The sequence below is a fragment of the Paenarthrobacter nitroguajacolicus genome (genome assembly GCF_029952445.1).
GTDB classification, from domain to species: Bacteria; Actinomycetota; Actinomycetes; order Actinomycetales; family Micrococcaceae; genus Arthrobacter; species Arthrobacter nitroguajacolicus_B.
Genome location: NZ_JAQPPK010000003.1, coordinates 175,643 through 194,935, shown reverse-complemented (window position 1 = coordinate 194,935; position 19,293 = coordinate 175,643). Strand labels below are relative to the sequence as shown.

The following is a 19,293-nucleotide window of genomic DNA, read 5'->3' as shown; positions in this document are numbered from 1 at the left end:
TTAGAATACCGTCACCCCAAGCCGCCCCCGCAAAAGGAGTTGCAATGTCCACCATCACCAGTCCCGCAGCCACAAAAAGCCGTGCGGCAGTTCTCACAGGACCGGGTCAATTTGCCATTCAGCCTGTGTCGCCACCAGAACCAGGACCCGACGAGGCCTTGGTCCGCATCACCTACACAGGCATCTGCGGATCAGACTTTCCGATTGTCGATGGCGCACATCCCCGCGTTGCACTGCCCCTGGTCATGGGACACGAGATGACCGGGATCATCGAGCAGCCTGGTGGCAGCGGCCTGCCGGCAGGCACCATGGTGGCAGTCAACCCCCTCCTGCCATGCGGCAACTGCGGAGCCTGCGCGATGGAACTTCCCCACGCGTGCCGGAACCTGAGGCTACTGGGCATTGATGCTCCAGGATCGATGACAGAACTCATGGCAGTGCCAATTTCGAACATCACACCCTTTGCAGGCCCGGTTCCCGCTAGGGAGGCCGCCCTCGCAGAGCCGCTCGCGGTGGCCGTGCACGCTGTGCATCGGGCGCGGGTTGCCACCCAGGATCGCGTACTGATCTTCGGCGCAGGACCGATCGGGATTCTGGTCGCACTGGTCGCGCGGCACGCGGGCGCCGTGGTGGTTGGCATAGTCGAACCGAGCGAACGACGCCGGCAAGTGGTCGAGTCGCTCGGGCTCACCGCCCTTACCCCCGACCAGGCGCCCGTAGCCCGCTTGCATAACGACGGCAGCACCGACGTCGTTTTCGACTGCGCGGGCCACCGGAGCGTCACCCCGCGCCTCACCGAAGTGGCACCCGTCCGGGGTCGGATTGTCATTGTGGCCGTTCATCACGGCCCGGAGGAGGTGGACCTGCGCGAACTGGCTTTCGCCGAGCAGGAAATCATCGGGGTGCGTGTCTATGAACCCGAGGATTTCGCCGGAGCCGTCCAGCTGATCAGCCGCGGCGCGCTGCCCTTGGCCGACATTCCCGTCTCGGAGTATGCGCTTGCCGACGTAGCGCACGCCTTCGCAGAGGCGCGTTCCGGCTCGGGTGCCGTCAAGGTCCTCATCAAGAGTAACTAGTTTTATCATTTTATGGACATGTAGTCCGTTTCACGATAATAATTGAGTACAGACCTGCTGACACGATCAACGAGGACAAGTCATGTCAAACACAAACGCAACCCGGACCAGCACGGCCGAACTCCAGCAACTGGCAGCCGCCGGCCGCTGGCATGTCGTCGAAACCGTCGCCAAATCCAAGGCCGGTCACATCGGCGGCCCACTCTCCGCCATGGACCTGCTGGTGTCGCTCTACTTCAATGAGCTCGCCATCGACCCCCAACAACCGCAGGATCCCGCGAGGGACCGCTTCATCCTCTCGAAAGGACATTGCGCGATCGGCCTCTACGCCGTACTGGCCCTGCGGGGTTACTTCCCTCTGGAGGAACTGGCCACATTCGATCAGGGCGGTTCCCGGCTCCAAGGGCACCCGGACATGAAACTGACACCGGGGGTCGACTCGTCCAGCGGGTCGCTGGGCCAGGGCCTTTCGGCGGGGGCAGGGATAGCTATGGCGGCCAAGCAGCTCGGGGCCGGATTCCACACCTGGGTCATGCTGGGCGACGGAGAGCTGGAAGAAGGAATGGTTTGGGAGGCAGTCCACACAGCCCGGCGCTTCAAGCTGGATAACCTCACCGCAATCATCGACTTGAACGGGCTCCAGCAATACGGGTGGCCCGTCACGGAGGACGGCGACCGCTTTGACCGCTCAAACCCCTGGGCAGGGGTGGACCTTGAGGGCGTTTTCGATGGTTTCGGGTGGAACGTGGTCAGCATCAACGGACACGAATTCAATGAGATCCAGGCAGCCTTCGACCAGGTCCGCGCGGCCCGCTGTTCGGGCAAGCCGACCGTGATCCTTGCAAAGACCACCAAGGGCAAGGGCATCTCCTTCGCTGAGGGAACCTACAAGTGGCACAACGGGGTTGCCACCCCGGAACAGCTGGCCATCGCCGCTGCTGAACTCGGCCAGGCATTCGAAGGAGAAGCAAAGTGAAAGCACAACGCGATGTCTGGGGCCAGACCCTGGTGGACCTTGCCCGTAGCGACAACCGGGTGGTCCTGGTAGACGGCGACCTAGCCACCTCCACCAAGGCCGACCTGTTCGCAGACGCATTCCCGGACCGCTTTTTTGAGATCGGCATCGCCGAGCAAAACATGGTAGGTGTGGCCTTTGGCCTATCAACGCTTGGCTACAGGCCCTGGCTCTCCACTTTCGGGGTCTTCCTGACCCACCGTGCCCTGGACCCTATCCGTATGCTCGTGTCCCAAACCGGTGCACCCGTGAAGATTGCGGCTTCCTATGCAGGCCTCCTCAACGGCAGCAGCGGCAAAACGCACCAGGACATCGAAGATCTAGCGATCATGCGAGCCATGCCCGGTATGACGGTCATCGCCCCTGCCGACGCGGCTGAAGCCGAGGCAGCGATCCGCTGGGCGGCGGGCTACGACGGTCCGGTCTATCTCCGGCTCGCCCGCGACGCGGTGGCCGACGTCTTCGATCCCGGCCACGCCTTCAACCCCGGAGCAGTTCACGTACTGCGCGAAGGAAGCGACGCCATTCTGGTGTCCACGGGTGTTCAGACTTCACGGGTGATGGATGCCGCGGAGCTCTTGACCGAACAAGGACTCGAAGTCCGCGTCCTTCACGTTCCCTGCCTGAAACCCGTCGACGAAGCCGCTCTCCTGTCCGCGCTCTCCGGATCAGCACCGATCTTCACTATCGAAGAGCACAGCATCATAGGAGGCCTCGGCGGCCTGGTAAGCGAATTGGTAACCAGCACCACCTTGGGAAAAACCGTCACCCGGTTGGGTCTGGCGGATTCTTGGTCCGAGTCGGCGCCCAATGCCTACCTGCTGGACAAATACGGCCTCTCAGCCCAGCGGGTGGCCGAGCAGGTCCGGCACGCCCTGGCCGACGACTAGCCGCAGGTGCAAACAACATGAGCAGCCTCACCCACAGAACCATCCGCGGCGGTCTGGTCTACCGGTCCCGTGGTGGTGCCCACCCCATTACGCCCGCCCCATCACGGTTGCGCCAGCAGCGGGTGGTGACCCTGACGCCGTCGCCCGTTGTTGACCGCGTGTACTTTTTCACGGACCTGGTTCCCGGCACCGTCAACCGTGCGACCGCCGTCGAGGAGGGCTTGGGCGGCAACGGCATTAACGTTGCGCGCACCCTCAAGCTGGCAGGCAACCCCACCATGGCCGTGATCCCTGCCAGCGAAGCGGACAGGACCAAGGCTGCACTTCTGCAGTCGGTGTCAGCCCCGGTTGCAACCGTTCCCGTTTCCACGTCTTTCCGGGTTAACACGGTGCTGGTGGACTCCCGAGGCACCACAACCAATGCGAACCAGCGCCCTGGAATTCTTCCCCTGCGGGAATGGTGGTCCATTTGCGAAGCGACGCTGCGGGAGGTCCTGGCATTGGATGCCGACTGGCTTGTGGTCGCAGGCGCCCTGCCTCTCACGGAGGATGGCCAACCGGCCGATCTTGATTGGCTCCTTCGTGAGGCGCGGGCTGCCGGCACCAAGGTCTGCCTGGACGTCAACGGCCCTGACCTGTGCCGCTGGGCCGCCACAGGGCTCGTGGATCTGGTCAAACCCAACGTTCCCGAGCTCGAAGCGTTTGCCGGAAGGAAACTGACAACAATCGGCGACGTAGTCCGCGCGGCCGAAGCGCTCCGGCGGGCCGGCGTCGGGGCGGTCCTGGCCAGCATGGGCGCGGACGGACTCATCGGATCAGGGCCCGACGGTGTTCTGTGGGCCCGGGCGCCCAGGACCCCGGTGGTCAACACAACAGGCGCCGGAGACGCCGCCCTGGCCGGATTCCTGAGCGAGGCCTGCTTGGAACCTCAAGGCCCGGACGGACCGCGCAACCGTGCGTGGTCTTTCTCGAAAGCGTTGGCCAGGTCTGCTGCCTGGGGCGCCCTGGCCGTGGCACGTACAACGACGGCGCTCGGCAGCCTCTCCGGCGCGCCGGCCGTGTCAGTCCAAGACCCTGAAGAAGACTTCCGCCTTGGCGTGGCCTAAGGCGCACCCCGATGTCACAAAGGAGCACATCATGAACCCACGTACTGCCCTGATCACCGGAGGCGCCCAAGGAATCGGCGCCCGCGCAGCGCATACCTTGGCCGAAAAGGGCTGGCGCGTACTGCTAGCGGACCTCCACGAGGGGGCCGCCAAAGATCTCGCCGGGGAACTCAACCACATTGCACCAACGTACGCACCCCACCTCGGTTTCGGCGTGGATGTAGCGGACGAGACCAGCGTGGAAGGCCTCTTTGCCTCTGTGGCCCAGGAGACCGCCAGTTTGGACGGCTTGGTCAACTGCGCCGGCAACATCCTCCGGCAACCCGCCGAAGAGCTGGACATCGCTCAGTGGCGGCGCCTTTTGGACATCCACCTGACGGGTTCCATGCTGATGGCGAAGACCGGCTTTACACTGCTGAAAGCCAGCCACGGTTCGATCGTGAACATCGCTTCCGTGGGCTCATCGTTCGGACTCCCCGGCCGTTCCGCCTACTCCACGGCCAAGACGGGAATGCTGGGCCTGACCAGGACACTTGCCGTCGAATGGGGTAAGCACGGGATTCGTGTCAATGCGGTGGCTCCAGGTTACGTGAACACCGAGATGGTGCGCAGCGGCCTCCGGAACGGCACGCTCAGCGAAGCCTCGCTCTTGGGGCGGACGCCGCTGGGCCGGTTGGCGGAACCATCGGAAATTGCCTCCGTGATTGCTTTCCTGCTGTCTCCGGACGCATCGTTCATTCACGGCGAAGTGGTCAAGGTAGACGGCGGGCTTACCATCGACGGGACATTCGACTGACTCACCACACAAGAGGGCCGCAGCCACCGGACTTCCGGAGACTGCGGCTCTTTTGCGCTTTGGGACACGCTGGATTAATGGCACGACGGCGGAGCAACAGGCGTTGCCGTCAGGAACCATCCGTTTCCGGCTGGCAGACGGCTACGGCCCTGATGGGCGACCCTGACCCGTTGCGGATATGCAGTGGCAGTGCCATGAAAAAGAACTCTCCAGGGAGCCGGTTCAGATTGCACAGTCCTTCAAGGATGAGGATGTCCATCGGGAGGAAGTAAGTGTCGTGCCCAAACGAGCTGCGGATCTTGCCGTCCTTCACAGCGATATCGCACGCAGCGGTATCGGTTCCCACAGCCGTAGGTCCAACGCTTGCCAACCATTCACACAGATCCTCTGCGAATCCGGGGGCATTTCCACCCCACCAATTTTCCGCAGCCGCCGGCGGTTCAGTCGCATCTTTGTGCTTGTCCCAGCCAAACTCAACCAGCACGATGTCTCCCGCGCGCACGTCGACGCCTTGGCCCTCCGCGAGCTCGGTAAAAGCCCCCAGGGTTAGCTGCTCTCCAGGTTGGAGATTCAACGACGCGGCGGAGATCTTCTTTCCTGGACGGAGGAGAGTGTCCACCGGGAACGTGTCGATGGTGCGGTGCATCAGCGACTCATGAACATGGGCCGGAGCGTCCACATGGCTGCCAACGTGCTCGGGCATCACCAGCAACTGCAGGTAATAGCCGTCCTTTTCATGACTCCTCGAGTCACTGATGATGGTGATTTCCGGGTGGCTCTGCCAGCCGTCCATGCTGGTACTCAAAACAGGCGAGATGTCGATGAATCGCGCCCCGCTCAATAAGCGTTCCATCTCTGCTGTCAGCGACTCCATATGCGCTCCGATCGTTTCCAAAATCAATGCCTCTTCATAAATTATTGCCTTATAGACAACAAGTCCACAAGAAGATAATAATTTGTAAACGGGTGATGCCGCTCACGGCCCCCCACTGAAGGGGCATGGCACCCGCTCACCCAAATTCCGCCCCCTTTGCCGGGCGATGACACGAGACCAGAGGAGCAAAGACGCTTATGACAACCATGGGACGGGATCAATGAGGTCCCCACTCAACGCCCGCGCCGGAAAACTGCCGGGCCTGGCTACCAACAAATACTCTTGGATCGCCATGCTGCTGCTGTGGCTGCTGCTGGCCATGAACGACAACATGCGGTACTGGACCACCGGCGTCCTCCAGCCATCCATCGTCAACGAATTCCAAGTGGGTCCCGAGCTCATCGGCATCTTCGCCGGGGCCATGACAGTGGCACAGGGACTCCTGGCCATTCCGTTAACCGTTTGGTCCGACCGCGGCGGGCACGGTTGGGCCCGGAAGTACCGCTACGTGATCATCCTGGCCGCATATACGGTGTTCACGTTGCTGACGGGCATTAGTGCCCTGACTGCAAGCTTTGGCGTGTTCTTTATCTTCCAAGCCTTGAACAAGGTGTTCAGCGGGGCCGGCGAAGCCATCGAGGTGACGGCAGTTGCTGAGTGGTGGCCCTTGGAAAAGCGCGGCTTTGCCGTTGGCTTGCACCATACCGCAGTCCCCTGGGGAACGTTCCTGGGTGGCCTCGCCGTGTCCCTGGTCTTCACCGTGTTCGGGCCAGAGAACTGGCGCTGGACATTGCTCATTCCAGTCATACTGATCGCCCCGGTTGTTTTGGCCTACTGGCGGTTCTCATCGTCCCGGAACTACGGCCAATTCGAAGAATCCGTCCGCAGGCAGGGCGGGACCCCGCCGCTGAAAGCCTCCGGAGAAGAAGCCGTCAAACCGCCCAAGGGAGCGCTCCTGCGAGCCTTCCGTAATCCGAACCTGATGACGACCTCGATCACGGCAGGACTGGCATTGGCTGTCTACACGGGCATCTCCCTGTGGCTCCCGCTGTATTTGGCGTTCGTCGCCAACTATTCGCTGGCCGAAGTCGCGGCCTTCAGCGTCCTGTTCACCCTTACCGGCGGCATCGGCCAGATCGTCTGGGGCGGCGTGTCCGACCGAATTGGCCGCAAACCAACCTTGGTCATCACCTTCGTGTGGGTGGCCGTTGGCGTATTCCTCCTGCAGTTCATCGGCGAGGGCATTATTTGGCTGATCCTCATCCAGCTCTTCCTGGGCATGGCGACCAACGGTATCTACCCCATCCTTTATGCCTTCTCTTCCGATTCAAGCGAACCCGGTGCAATCGGCCTGGGCAACGGGCTCAACATGACAGGGCAGATGCTGGGCGGACTGGGCCCCGTGGTACTGGGTGTACTCATCGCCGCCGGGGGCGGCTTCTCCTCGCCGGACGGCTTCCTCTGGGGGCTCTACTTCATGGCGGGGGTCATGCTGCTCGGTGCATTGGCGATCATCCTCTTCACCAGGGAAAGCGTAGGCAGCTTCAAGCGGCGTGACAGGTCCTTGGTGAAGCTGGAGAACTGCCTTCCAGACCCCAAAATCAGGAACCAGGATCTCCCGCGGCAGGAAGAAACAGCCGACGCATCCGCCCTGGCCAACTGACCGCCGTCGTAGTAACCGCAACCCTAGGAGGCACAATGACCAACTCCACGCTCACCACCATCACCATCAACTCCATGCCGATGGCCGTCCGGGACACGGGGGAAGAGGGCCTTCCCGTCGTCCTCGCCCTGCATTCGCTGTTCCTTGACGGGAGGATGTTCGACGACTTCACCGCCGCCGCCCGAGGCAAATTCCGGGTAGTCAGTCCGGATTTTCGCGGCCAAGGCTATAGCGGCAGGGTCGAGGCCCCGCTGGTGGACATGGACACCCACGCCGCTGACATCGAACAGCTGATCCAGCATCTGGGCCTTAAGGAAATCAACCTGCTGGCACAGTCAATGGGCGGTGACGTGGGACTGCGCGCAGTGCACCGCAACCCCCGTCTCTTCAACTCCGTGGCACTCATTGGCTCCTCAGCGCGGTCCGAACCAATGGAAAAGCACGCTGGACTGGCTGCCTGGGTGGATAACATCAGGAAAGAGGGCTTCACCGGGGAAACCCTCGAGGAAACCATGCGGATCATGTTCGGGCCCACCACTCGCAACAGCCCGGCGCAGGCCGACGCCATGGAACTGTGGCGCTCACGCATTGCGGAAGCGGGCACCAACCTCGCTCCCCAATTGGCGGGAGTCAATGCCCGCGGAAGCCTGTTGGAAATCCTTCCTGAAATCAGCGTTCCGGCCCTTGTGATCTGTGGTGAAGAGGACATTGCGCGGCCGCCGGCATGGTCCAGGGAAATCGTGGACCGGATGCCCCGTGCAGAACTTATGGTGATGGAAGGCACCGGACACAGCCCCATTCTCGAAGACCCCACAACCGTCATTCCCAAGCTGCTGGCGTTCTTCAGCCGGTAAAGACGCGACGCAGAAGGCGGCCGGAACTGTGTTCCGGCCGCCTTCTCTTTTGCCGCCTTCTCCGCTGCAGCCAAGTGCATCAGGGCCTGGCGCCTCAGGGCACGACGGCGACCTTGGGCGCAGCGCCCCGGCCCACCTTCTCAAACGCCGCAGCGATATCATCAAGCGGGACGGTCTCAACCAGCAGTTCACCCAGGTCCGGATGCGTTAGGAGTATGGTCAGGGCAAGTTCATAGTCGGGCCGGTGGGAGCTGTAGCTCGTGATGATGTCCAGTTCTTTTCGCACGGCGACGTTGGCCGCAAGCACAGGGGGCGCGCCGTAGAGTGCCACCATCACCAAGCGGCCTCTGACCGGCAGGGCACTGACTGCTTCCTCCAAGGCAGCCGAGGCGCCGGCTGCTTCGATCCAAACCGTAGGTTTGAAACTTCCGGGCACTGATTCCACCAAGTCCAACCCGAGCCGGACGGTGAGACCAGTACGATCGGCGACGTCGCGCGCCGTGCCCTTCAGGACTACGCGGGCCCCAAGATACCGGCACACCAGGGCGGCCAGCATGCCAATTGTTCCCGGCCCGCTGACCACCACAGTGTCTTCTGCAGTGACCCCTCCCCGGGCGGCAACAGCGCGGGCTGCAACGGATAGTGGCTCCGTAAGGACGGCGGTATGGGACGGGACATCCTCCGGAACGCCCAGCAACTGCGCTGCCGGGATCCGTACGAAAGCTGCAGCGCCGCCGTCGCGGGTCAACCCCAAGGTGACCTTTCCCTCACAGCCGTTCGCATAGTCCTCCAGACAGGCCGGGCAGCTTCCACATCCGGACTGCGCAATGGCGGTGACCCTGTCCCCGACCTTGAATCCATGCCCGCCGCGGACCACGGTTCCAACAATTTCATGGCCTAAGGTTGTGCCGCAGGGTACCCAGTCGTAGCCGTCGTCGCCGTTCCAGATATGGAGGTCGGACCCGCACAGTCCGCAGTATTCGATGCGGACAAGGACCTCTCCCTGGCCGGGGACCGGGAGCTTCTTCATGCTGATGGTGACGCTGCGGGGGGCAGTCGATGATCGTACGGCGGCGGGTGCTGATGCCGGTAAATTCATTTGTTTCCTTCCGGAATGCGACAGTTCCCGGGGGCCTGGGGCACCGCCGGGAACTGCCTGTATATCCAGTGGTCGTAGTTACTGAATCTGGTCCAAGGGCTTGCCGGAGTTGTTCTTCCACCGCAAGACCACAATGGTGGAAACGGCAGCAACGGCGATGACGTAGAGGTTGAAGACCCAACCAATATCGATCGAGTTGAGCCACGTGCTGAGGTAGGACGCGGTGCCTCCGCAAATAGCGACGCCCAGGGAGATGGAGACCCCGAATATGCGGGTGCGGTACCGGGTTGGGATCTGTTCCGAGATAGCAGCCGGTTTGGAGCCCGTGATGAAGGCGACCAACAGGAGACCTGCGGTCTGGGCCACCAACAACGTCCACGGCTCGCTGTTCATCAAACCCCACAGTGGGAAGACGGTGGCGGCGATACCTACCAGCGAGATCAGTGTTGTGGTCTTGCGGCCCCAGTGATCGGAAATCCAGCCCGAGACAGGGAGGAACAAGATGTAGACCACCTGGGCAATCGCGCTCATCACGAAAGCCCGGCCCGGATCCATGCCCTTGACTCCGATCGCATAGATGGCCGCTGAGGTCACCCAGGTGTAATAGGTCAGTGTCGCCCCGGCCTCGTACAGGAACAACTTCGCGCCGGCAGCGACCACCTGCTTCCTGGTCCACGCAGGCGCTGCATTGGCTTCAGGAGCGGCAGGAACGTGCTCGCTTTCCATCATGCCCCGGCGCAGCCAGAGCGCTGCGACTGCCAGCAGGGCTCCGGCGGCGAACGGGATCCGCCATCCCCACTCCATCATCTCCGGCTTGCTTAACACGCCCGTCAGCAATGCCATGAAGAACGTGGCGAGCAGGGAACCGGATCCCACGGCAATGAAGACAGTGCTCGACCAAAGGCCGCGGCGCTTGGGCGGCGCGATCTCCGCAATGTAAGCGTACGACGTCGTCGACTCACCGCCGTGGGCAAAGCCCTGGATGAGGCGGGCAAGCAGGAGCAGCAGGGATGCCCAGCTTCCGATCGCGGCATAGGACGGGATCAGGGCAATGCCAAGGCTCGCCCCTGCCATCAGGAACATGGTGGTCAACAGCACTTTTCGCCGCCCCAGCTTGTCTGCGAGGGGGCCGAATACCAGCCCGCCGATGGGGCGCATGAGGAAGCCGACGGCGAAGACGGCCAAGGTGCTCAACAAAGCCGACATAGGGTTCCCGGAGCTGAAAAGGCTGCCGGCGATGTAGACCGAGGCAACGGTGTAGATGGTCCAGTCGAACCATTCGAGCAAGTTGCCTACTCCGGTGGCGAGCAAGGATTTGCGCTGAAGACGCAGCCGCTCGGGGCTGGTCCCCTGATTGGCAGCGTTCTGCTCAACAATCGTCATTGAATGCTCCCGCGTTGGGAAGCCACGTGATGTGGCTTGGACTCGGTAGTGGCCCGGACTCGGCGTGCGCACCTCTGGCGGGGCGCGGAAATCCGGGCTGTGGGCCGGACGGCTCACGTTCTGCGATCAACATCACCATGCGGACAAAGTGTCTGTCAAGTGATAATTTATATCCAGCGGCAGGGTGGCACAGTTCTCCCGGCCCCATTCCCAACCAGAAAACGCCGGACCGCGGCGTAAAGGAGGACCCATGGACAGGAACCTTGAGGGCAGGGTTGCCCTCGTCACCGGAGCAAGCAGCGGCATCGGGGCCAGCGTGGTCCGCCGGCTTCTCGCAGCAGGCGCCCGGGTACACGGAGTTGCACGCCGCCAGGAAGCCTTGAATGAAGTCAGCCCGGAACACTTGGCGGCCGGCCGGTTCGTTCCACACGCCCTGGATGTCTCGGACAGCGCCGCAGCCAGGGGATTGGCCGCCCAACTGGCCGGCTCCGACCCCATCGATATCCTGGTCTGCGCCGCCGGGACCAACGTTCCGGGTCGCCGGATGGCCGAGCTCACTGATGAGAGCTTCGACCAGATCATGAAAACGAACGTCTACGGCGTCTTTACGCTGCTCTCGGCAACCCTCGATCAATTGCGCGAACGCCAGGGAGACGTGGTCATTATTTCCAGCATCGCCGCGAGCTGGCCGGACCATAGCGGCGCAGCCTACGGAGCTTCGAAGTCCGCCCTGCTGGGCCTCGCCCGGGGAGCCTCGCGGGATGAGCACGGCAACGGAGTCCGGGTGTGCAGCATCCTGCCTGGCATTGTGGACACCCCCATCCTGGACCTGCGCCCCAGCCCCCCGCCACGGGAAGTGCGTGACTGGGCCATCCACCCTGACGACATTGCCGAAGCCGTGCACTGCGCCGTGAGCCTGCCACCCCGGACCAACATTGCCGAAATCAGTGTTGTTGCCACCCGACTTCAGTCCCTGAGCAACACACAGGCGGCCACTCCGGAACTTCCGGCCTCCATGCTGAGCTAACACAACAGGGCCGCCCGCCTCAGCGGGCGGTCCTGCGCTACTCCACCGTGACAGATTTTGCGAGATTGCGTGGCTGGTCAACGTCGAGTCCCTTTTCAGCGGCAAGACCAGCGGCAAACAATTGAAGCGGGACCGTGGTCAGCAAGGGCGCCAAAAGTGGCGAGGACTCCGGCACCGCGATCACTTCGTCCGCCCACTCGGCGACCACCCCATCGCCGTCGTCCGCAACGGCGACGACCCACCCGCCACGCGCCTTGACCTCCTGGATGGTGGACATGACCTTCGCGTGCAGAAGGCTGCTGTGCCTCAGCGAGGGAACAATCACGATGACCGGCTGACCCTGATCGATCAGTGCAATGGCGCCGTGCTTGAGCTCGCCCGCCGCGAACCCCTCGGCGTGGATGTACGCGAGCTCCTTGAGCTTGAGGGCGCCCTCCAAAGCCACCGGGAATCCAACATGCCGCCCAATGAAGAGCACGGATGTTGCCTCCCGCAAGTCGGCAGCCAAGGCATTAACCCGGCCCGCACGGTCGAGCGTGCGCTGGATCAGGTCCGGGATTCTCCGCAACTCCTTGGCCACGGCAAAGGTTTCCTCCCGCAATGCACTGCCACGAAATTGGGCCAGGTACAGCGCCAGGAGGAGGTTGGCGGTGACCTGGGCAAGGAAGGCCTTGGTGGAAGCAACGGCGATTTCGGGTCCGGCGAGCGTATGGAGGACGCCGTTCGATTCACGGGCAATGGTGGATCCTTGCGTGTTGCAGATGGACAGCACCACGGCACCCTGCTCCCGGGCGTAACGGACCGCCATCAAGGTGTCCATGGTTTCTCCGGACTGCGATATGGCCACCACCAGCGTCCGCGCATCGAGCAGGGGCGTGCGGTATCGGAATTCGTGGGCAAGATCGACTTCGACCGGTATCCGGCACCAGCGCTCGATGGCGTATTTGGCGATCTGCCCGCCGTAGGATGCCGTACCGCAGGCAACCACCACCACCTTGTTGATCCGGGCGAATGTGGACTCCTCGATGCCCAACCCATCCAGTCGGACAGATCCGTCAATGCCGATGCGGTCCTGGATGGTCCGGCGGACAGCTTCGGGCTGCTCCAGCATTTCCTTGACCATGAAGGAAGCATGGCCACCCTTGGATGCTGCCGCAGGGTCCCAGTCCACTGCCACTTCGGTGACCTGCACCGGTACGCCGTCGAAGTCGGTCGCCGCCACGGTGTCCGCGGTGACGGCGACAACCTGGTCCTGACCCAGCTCAACGGCACGCTTCGTAAATTCACCGAAGGCCGCAACGTCGGAGCCCAGGAAGTTTTCGCCGTCGCCAATTCCGACGACGAGCGGCGAGTTGCGCCGCGCGGCCACCACCAGCCCGGGATGCCCGGCGTGGACTGCCAGAAGGGTAAAGGAACCGTTCAGTTGCCGGCAGGCGCGGCGCATGGCGCCAACAAGCAGGTCATCACCGTCATCGGCGGCAGCCGGCCCGCGGTCATCGACGGCGGACCGGTACGCCTGCGCGAGCAGGGCGGCAGCCACCTCGGTATCGGTCTCGGATGTGAAGACATGCCCAGCGCCGGAGAGGGCCTGCCTGAGTTCCCCGGCGTTCTCGATGATGCCATTGTGGATCACGGCCAAGCGTCCGTGATCGGCCAGGTGGGGGTGGGCGTTGGCGTCCGTGGGGGCACCATGGGTAGCCCACCGGGTGTGCCCAATGGCAGCCTCCCCATTGGGAAGGGGCTTAGCGTCGATTGACGCAGCGAGGTTGCCGACCTTCCCGGCCTTCTTGCGGATATGGACCCTGCCTGCCGATTGAACGGCGACGCCCGACGAGTCGTATCCCCTGTACTCAAGGCGGCGCAAACCGCCCATGACCACATCCAGGGCACGTCGCCGGGGAGCTTGAACTGAGTCGGACCTGCCGACATAACCAACGATTCCACACATGCTGCCCAGCCTAACCGAGCTTGGAAATTTCTTCCAAACTATATTGATTGGTAGAAAATTCCTGCTAAAGTTGTGATCAACACCACCCCCCAACACCCAGCAGAGAGTTCTCTCGACAGAAAGGCCTCGAAATGACCGCTCGTACACAACGGCGTGGAATGACCGCCAAGGCAGCCGCCTTCATCGCCGCGGCCGGCCTCACGGCAAGCCTGGCCGCTTGCTCCTCCTCCGCAGCCGACTCCAAGCCACTCGTGGGGCTCATCACCAAGACCGATGACAACCCTTACTACGTGAAGATGCGTGAGGGTGCCGAGAAGAAGGCCGCGGAATTGGGCTTCGACCTTCAGTCCCTCTCCGGCCAGGGCCAAAGTGACAACGACTCGCAGGTCAAGGCGATCGAGAATCTTGTAGCCCGTGGCGCCAAGGGCATCATGATTGCCCCTTCAGACTCTGAAGCGATCCTCCCCGCCATCAAGAAGGCCCGGGATGCAGGAGTCTTCGTGGCAGTCCTCGACTCCCCCACCAACCCGACACATGCTGCCGACGCGACGTTCGCGACCGACAATTTCCAGGCCGGCGTACTGATCGGGCAGTGGGCCGCAGCGCAATTTGCCAACAAACCCGCAAGGATCGCCATGCTGGACCTCAGCCCGGCCCAGGTTGCCGTGGACGTTCAGCGAAACCAGGGATTCCTGCAGGGGTTCGGCGTGGACGTCGCGGACAAGAACAAGATTGGCGACGAAAAGGACCCCCGGATCGCGGGGCATGAAGTCACCAACGCCAACGAGGCCGGAGGCCGGGCCGCCATGGAGAAGCTCCTCCAACGGGACCGCACCATCAACCTCGTCTACACCATCAACGAGCCCGCCGCGGCAGGCGCCTACTCCTCCATCAAGGCCGCCGGCTTGGAAGGGCAGGTCACGGTGGTTTCCATCGACGGCGGCTGCCCGGGCGTCAATGACGTCAAGGCCGGGGCAATCGGCGCCACGTCCATGCAGTTCCCCATCAAGATGGCCAGCGACGCGCTCCAGGCCATCAGCGGTTACCTGAAGGACGGCACCAAGCCCGCCACCACGGATGGCCTCGATTTCACCAACACGGGCGTCACGCTCATCACGGACAAAGCCGCACCCGGCGTCACTTCCGAACCCACTTCCTGGGGCCTGGAGAACTGCTGGGGCTAAAGCCAGGCAGCCAGACCACACCGTTCATTGAACAGCGAAGGTACAACAATGAAGTCAGTATCCGCGACCCCCGGCAGCCCAGCGCCGGTCAAGAACGCCGAGGCACCGGCCCAACGCAGGGTCGGCGAGCGCCTGGATGACCAGCCACCCGTCCCGTTGCTCGGGAAGATCCAGCGCCAACTGCACGCCCACCCTCTCCTGGGGCCCACGGCCGTCCTGATCCTCGCTTGCGTCGTCTTCACCGCGATGGTGGGCCCACGGTTTATCGATCCGCTCAACGTCTCACTCATCCTCCAGCAGGTCCAGATCATCGGCATGGTGGGCATCGCACAAACGCTCATCATCCTGACAGCCGGCATTGATCTTTCCGTCGCAGCCGTAATGGTCTTCACCACCGTCATCTCCGGCAAGCTGGCCGCCGAAGCCGGGCTTCCCGCCGTCGTCGCGCTGGTTATTGCGTTGGCGACGGGTGCCGCCTGCGGTTTCCTCAACGGCATCCTGGTGACGCGTTTCCGTGTCCCCCCGTTCATCTCCACCTTGGGAACACTCAGCATCTTCACGGCCTTAAACCTGCTGGCATCAGGCAGCCAGACCATCAAGGCCAACGTCCTGCCGGACCTGCTGCTGTGGCCGGGCGAAACGTTCCGGGTCCTCGGAGCACCGGTCACGTACGGGTCCATCCTGGTGTTGCTGAGCTTCGTCGCTGTTGCGTTCATCCTCAAGCGCACCGCGTGGGGCGAGCACATCTACGCAGTGGGCGACAACGCCGAAGGAGCCCGGCTCAGCGGCATCCGCACCACGCGGGTGCTGCTCAGCGTCTACGTCGTGGCGGGCATCATTTGCGCCATTGCAGGCTGGTTGCTCATCGGCCGCGTCGGATCCGTCAGCCCGTTCTCCGGAGAAGGCGTCAACCTCGCCAGCATCACCGCGGTGGTCATCGGCGGAACTAGCCTCTTCGGTGGCCGCGGGAACGTCCTTGGCACCCTCCTGGGCGCCCTCATCATCGGGGTCTTCAGCAACGGCCTTACCCTGGCCGGCGTCGACGTCCTCTGGCAGGTATTCACTACAGGCGTGCTGGTCATCGTCGCCGTCGGACTGGACCAGTGGACCCGAAAGGTCGCAGGATGACTTCGAACCCAACCCTCACCACGCAGCCCATCCTCCAGGCACGGAACCTCGTGAAGCGGTACGGCCACGTTACCGCCCTGGCAGGCGCAGATCTGACCCTTTACCCCGGCGAAGTCCTGGCAGTGATCGGCGATAACGGTGCCGGTAAATCCTCCCTCATCAAGGCGCTCTCCGGTGCGCTGATCCCGGACGAAGGCGAAATCCAGGTTGATGGCGCCACGCAGAAGTTCCGTTCGCCCTTGGACGCCCGCAGCGCAGGCATCGAAACGGTCTATCAACACCTCGCCCTGGCACCGGCACGTGACATCGCCGCGAACCTCTTCCTGGGCCGCGAAATCCGGAAGCCCGGCCCGCTGGGATGGGGACTGCGGTTGCTGGACCACAAGAAAATGCGCAGTGAAACCGCCCGGATCATGGGCGACCTGGGGCTGCTGACCATCCAGAACATCGGCCAAGCGGTCGAGACGCTTTCCGGAGGCCAACGCCAAGGAGTAGCCGTTGCCCGCGCGGCAGCGTTCGGCAGCCGCGTGATCATCATGGACGAGCCCACAGCCGCCTTGGGCGTCAAGGAATCAGGCAAGGTCCTGGACCTGATCGCGGGCATCCGCGACCGGGGCATCCCTGTCATCCTCATCAGCCATGACATGCCCCACGTCTTCGAAGTAGCAGACAGGATCCATGTCCAGCGCCTCGGCCGCCGCATCGCCTGCGTCCAGAAAACGGACATCACCATGAACGATGCCGTGTCGCTGATGACCGGTGCGCAAACACCGCCCGCAGGGCACGATCCCGAAGCACTCCCAGCCCGGCTGGCCGTCCGATGAACGTTTACTTCACTGTTCGCGCCGAAAGTGACGGGCCCGACGTCGGGTACCTCACCCAAGCAGCCGACGACGACGGACGCCTCCGCTTCTGGTGGCTTGGCCAGGCGGGCTTCGCCTTTGAATATGCCGGACGGCGGATACTGCTGGACCCGTACCTTTCGGACAGCCTTGCGAAGAAGTACGCCGGAACCCTGTTCCCGCACACGCGGCTCCAGCCGGTGCCCGTGGACCCGGCGGAAGTACGCGGCGTGGAAGCCGTGCTGCACAGCCATGCCCACACGGACCATTTGGACCCGGACACGGTCGCCGGCCTGCTGGAGCGCAACTCCCCCGTGTTCGTGGCACCCAGGGCACGGCGCGACGTTGCCTTGGCACGGCACATTCCACAGGACCGGCTGCTTGCTGTCACCGACGGGGACGTAGCGGACCTCGGCGGCGGCGTGACCGTCACGGCCGTACCGGCGGCCCATGAAGAGCTCGAATACGACGCCAACGGCGATTCGGTCTTCCTCGGCTACATCCTGGACATCGCCGGCGTGCGGATCTACCACTCCGGCGACTGCGTCCCTTATGAGGGTCAAGCGGAACTACTCCGTAGCCACGCCGTGGACCTTGCCCTGCTGCCCATCAATGGACGCGACACGCACAGGCTGCGGAACGGCGTTCCCGGCAACTTCACAGTTCACGAAGCGGCGGCCCTCTGCAAGCAGGCGGCGATTCCCGTCGTCGTTGGCCACCACTTCGGCTTGTTCGACTTCAACACGGTGCCCCGCGAGGAAGCCGCCCGCGAACTTGGTGAGGTGGCCGGTGACCTGCAGTGGGCCCTTCCCGACGTGGGCCAATGCCACGTCATTGAGCCCGCCCACCACGCCGCACAACTGGAAGGACGCTGACATGGACCTCGAAAAATCGCTCCGTGGACTTCGGATCGTGCCCGTCATCGAAATCGCCGACGCCGACGATGCTGTCCCCTTGGGGCACACGCTGGTGGAGGCCGGGCTGCCGGTAGCTGAAGTGACCTTCAGGACACCGGCCGCGGCCGAGGCCATCGCACGCATGGTACGTGAGGTACCCGGATTGCTGGTAGGTGCCGGCACGGTCCTTTCCGAGGCGGATGTGGACGCAGCCGTCGACGCCGGCGCCCACTTCCTGGTCTCACCGGGGCTGAATCCCGCTGTGGTCGGGCGCTCCAACCGCGCCGGAGTCCCGATCATTCCCGGTGTCACCTCACCCACGGAAATCGAAGCAGCCCGTGCCCTTGGCCTCCGTTTGCTCAAGCTCTTCCCGGCTGAGGCAGTGGGCGGACTGCCGCTGGTGAAGGCCTTCGCCGCACCCTACCCGGATGTCACGTTCATGCCCACGGGTGGCATCACCGCCTCGACAGTGGAGGCCTGGCTGGACGCGCCCAACGTGGCCGCTTGCGGCGGTTCCTGGATCGCCACGAAGGCCGACATCGCCGGCCGGCGCTGGGACGACATCCGCAGCAAAGCCAGCCAGGCCGTGCGCCTGGCCTCCCCTTCAGTGGCGTCCTCCTGACGGCCACCGATCCCATCAAAACCACCTATTACAAGGAGAACCACAATGAGTGAAACATACGTCCCCCAGAACGGCGTGGCGCTGAGCGGCAAGGTCGCAATCGTCAGCGGCGCGGCATCCGGCATCGGCGAGGCCGTGGCCCGCATCTTCGCTGCCAACGAGAGCAAGGTCCTGTTGGTGGACATCGACGAGGAACGCTTGGACAAGGTCACCGCCAGCATCCGCGGCTACGGCCGCGGCGAAGTCCACTCCATCCTGGCCGACGTCACCGACGAGCAGTCCGTGATCGACCTCTTCGCCTGGGCCAAGACCAACTGGGGCAGCGTGGACCTCCTGGTGAACAGCGCCGGCCGCGACTCCCTCGCCCCACCCGTCACGGACGTCAGCCTGGACGAGTGGAACAAGACCCTGAACCCGAACCTGACCGCCGTGTTCCTGATGTGCCGCGAAGCCTTCCGCATCATGGAGAAGCAGGAGAACGGTGGACGCATCATCAACATGGGTTCCTCGTCGGCCCGCGTCGCCTCCGGTCCGGGCCACAGCCCCTACCGTGCGTCCAAGCACGGCCTCATGGGCTTCAGCAAGAACATCCTGCTGGAAGGCAAGGACAAGAAGATCGGCGTCACGGTCATCAACCCGTCCCATGTGAAGACCCCCATGACCGAAATCATCGACAAGGGCCTTTACGACGGCGATGTTCCCGCCTACATCGACGGCTGGCTGGACAAGAAGGAAATCGAGGAAGGCATCCACGCCAGCTGCATCGAGGTGGACAACGTCGCCGAGATCACCCTTTACGTGGCAACCCGGACACCGGACGTCACCATTCCGCAGATCGCCCTGTACCCCACCCACAAGGCACACCGCTACGGCATGGAGGTCTAGCCTGT

At 63.3% G+C, this 19,293-nt stretch carries 18 protein-coding genes; 14 read left to right on the top strand and 4 right to left on the bottom strand.

All coding sequences use genetic code 11. The features are described from left to right. The first annotated feature begins 44 nt into the window (after positions 1-44). The 5 genes from PJL15_RS03420 (at position 45) to PJL15_RS03400 (ending at position 4,883) form a co-directional block, all read left to right on the top strand. Entirely contained in the window at positions 45-1,076 is a 1,032-nt protein-coding gene (locus PJL15_RS03420) for a zinc-dependent alcohol dehydrogenase (protein ID WP_281449806.1), read from the top strand. 82 nt (positions 1,077-1,158) lie between these two features. Continuing rightward, positions 1,159-2,052, top strand: a complete 894-nt coding sequence (locus tag PJL15_RS03415; protein ID WP_281449805.1) for a transketolase — start codon at positions 1,159-1,161, stop codon at positions 2,050-2,052. After that, entirely contained in the window at positions 2,049-2,981 is a 933-nt protein-coding gene (locus tag PJL15_RS03410; protein ID WP_281449804.1) for a transketolase family protein, read from the top strand. The genes PJL15_RS03415 and PJL15_RS03410 overlap by 4 nt, the downstream gene beginning before the upstream one ends. Positions 2,982-2,998: 17 nt before the next feature. After that, positions 2,999-4,087 carry a 1-phosphofructokinase family hexose kinase gene (locus PJL15_RS03405; RefSeq protein WP_281449803.1) on the top strand — a complete coding sequence of 363 codons (1,089 nt, stop codon included), beginning with the start codon at positions 2,999-3,001 and terminating at the stop codon, positions 4,085-4,087. 31 nt (positions 4,088-4,118) lie between these two features. After that, complete coding sequence (locus tag PJL15_RS03400; protein ID WP_281449802.1) at positions 4,119-4,883, top strand: SDR family NAD(P)-dependent oxidoreductase; 765 nt, start codon at positions 4,119-4,121, stop codon at positions 4,881-4,883. 109 nt (positions 4,884-4,992) lie between these two features. On the opposite strand, the gene PJL15_RS03395 is transcribed toward PJL15_RS03400, so the two are convergent. Continuing rightward, complete coding sequence (locus PJL15_RS03395) at positions 4,993-5,757, bottom strand: cyclase family protein (protein ID WP_281449801.1); 765 nt, start codon at positions 5,755-5,757, stop codon at positions 4,993-4,995. A gap of 220 nt (positions 5,758-5,977) precedes the next feature. Here PJL15_RS03395 and PJL15_RS03390 point away from each other — a divergent pair, with 220 nt between their 5' ends. Together PJL15_RS03390 and PJL15_RS03385 are read left to right on the top strand one after the other, a co-directional pair. Further along, on the top strand, positions 5,978-7,420 hold the full coding sequence (locus PJL15_RS03390; RefSeq protein WP_281449800.1) for an MFS transporter: 1,443 nt from the start codon (positions 5,978-5,980) through the stop codon (positions 7,418-7,420). A gap of 35 nt (positions 7,421-7,455) precedes the next feature. Next, complete coding sequence (locus PJL15_RS03385) at positions 7,456-8,274, top strand: alpha/beta fold hydrolase (RefSeq protein ID WP_281449799.1); 819 nt, start codon at positions 7,456-7,458, stop codon at positions 8,272-8,274. Between the two features lie 94 nt (positions 8,275-8,368). Here the strand turns inward: PJL15_RS03385 and PJL15_RS03380 are convergent, their stop codons facing one another. Both PJL15_RS03380 and PJL15_RS03375 read right to left on the bottom strand, forming a co-directional pair. Then, on the bottom strand, positions 8,369-9,373 hold the full coding sequence (locus tag PJL15_RS03380; protein WP_281449798.1) for an alcohol dehydrogenase catalytic domain-containing protein: 1,005 nt from the start codon (positions 9,371-9,373) through the stop codon (positions 8,369-8,371). A gap of 78 nt (positions 9,374-9,451) precedes the next feature. Continuing rightward, complete coding sequence (locus PJL15_RS03375; protein ID WP_281449797.1) at positions 9,452-10,756, bottom strand: MFS transporter; 1,305 nt, start codon at positions 10,754-10,756, stop codon at positions 9,452-9,454. A 250-nt stretch (positions 10,757-11,006) separates the two neighbouring features. Between PJL15_RS03375 and PJL15_RS03370 the strand changes: the two genes are divergently transcribed. After that, positions 11,007-11,783, top strand: a complete 777-nt coding sequence (locus PJL15_RS03370; RefSeq protein ID WP_281449796.1) for an SDR family oxidoreductase — start codon at positions 11,007-11,009, stop codon at positions 11,781-11,783. Positions 11,784-11,820: 37 nt separating this feature from the next. On the opposite strand, the gene glmS is transcribed toward PJL15_RS03370, so the two are convergent. Continuing rightward, a complete protein-coding gene (gene glmS, locus PJL15_RS03365; RefSeq protein ID WP_281449795.1) occupies positions 11,821-13,731 on the bottom strand; it encodes a glutamine--fructose-6-phosphate transaminase (isomerizing) in 1,911 nt (636 codons plus the stop codon). 131 nt (positions 13,732-13,862) lie between these two features. Here glmS and PJL15_RS03360 point away from each other — a divergent pair, with 131 nt between their 5' ends. The 6 genes from PJL15_RS03360 to PJL15_RS03335 are packed head-to-tail and all read left to right on the top strand — an operon-like array spanning position 13,863 to position 19,288. Further along, positions 13,863-14,915 (top strand): substrate-binding domain-containing protein, encoded by a 1,053-nt coding sequence (locus PJL15_RS03360; RefSeq protein WP_281449794.1) that lies wholly within the window; start codon positions 13,863-13,865, stop codon positions 14,913-14,915. 48 nt (positions 14,916-14,963) lie between these two features. Then, positions 14,964-16,043: an ABC transporter permease gene (locus tag PJL15_RS03355; RefSeq protein ID WP_281449793.1), complete on the top strand. Its 1,080-nt coding sequence runs from the start codon at positions 14,964-14,966 to the stop codon at positions 16,041-16,043. After that, the gene (locus PJL15_RS03350; protein ID WP_281449792.1) at positions 16,040-16,867 is read left to right on the top strand and encodes an ATP-binding cassette domain-containing protein; all 828 of its coding nucleotides are present in this window, start codon (positions 16,040-16,042) and stop codon (positions 16,865-16,867) included. The genes PJL15_RS03355 and PJL15_RS03350 overlap by 4 nt, the downstream gene beginning before the upstream one ends. Continuing rightward, a complete protein-coding gene (locus PJL15_RS03345) occupies positions 16,864-17,760 on the top strand; it encodes an MBL fold metallo-hydrolase (protein WP_281449791.1) in 897 nt (298 codons plus the stop codon). The genes PJL15_RS03350 and PJL15_RS03345 overlap by 4 nt, the downstream gene beginning before the upstream one ends. 1 nt (position 17,761) lies before the next feature. Continuing rightward, positions 17,762-18,403, top strand: a complete 642-nt coding sequence (eda, locus tag PJL15_RS03340) for a bifunctional 4-hydroxy-2-oxoglutarate aldolase/2-dehydro-3-deoxy-phosphogluconate aldolase (protein WP_281449790.1) — start codon at positions 17,762-17,764, stop codon at positions 18,401-18,403. Positions 18,404-18,448: 45 nt separating this feature from the next. Continuing rightward, positions 18,449-19,288, top strand: a complete 840-nt coding sequence (locus PJL15_RS03335) for an SDR family oxidoreductase (RefSeq protein WP_281449789.1) — start codon at positions 18,449-18,451, stop codon at positions 19,286-19,288. Positions 19,289-19,293: the final 5 nt, after the last annotated feature.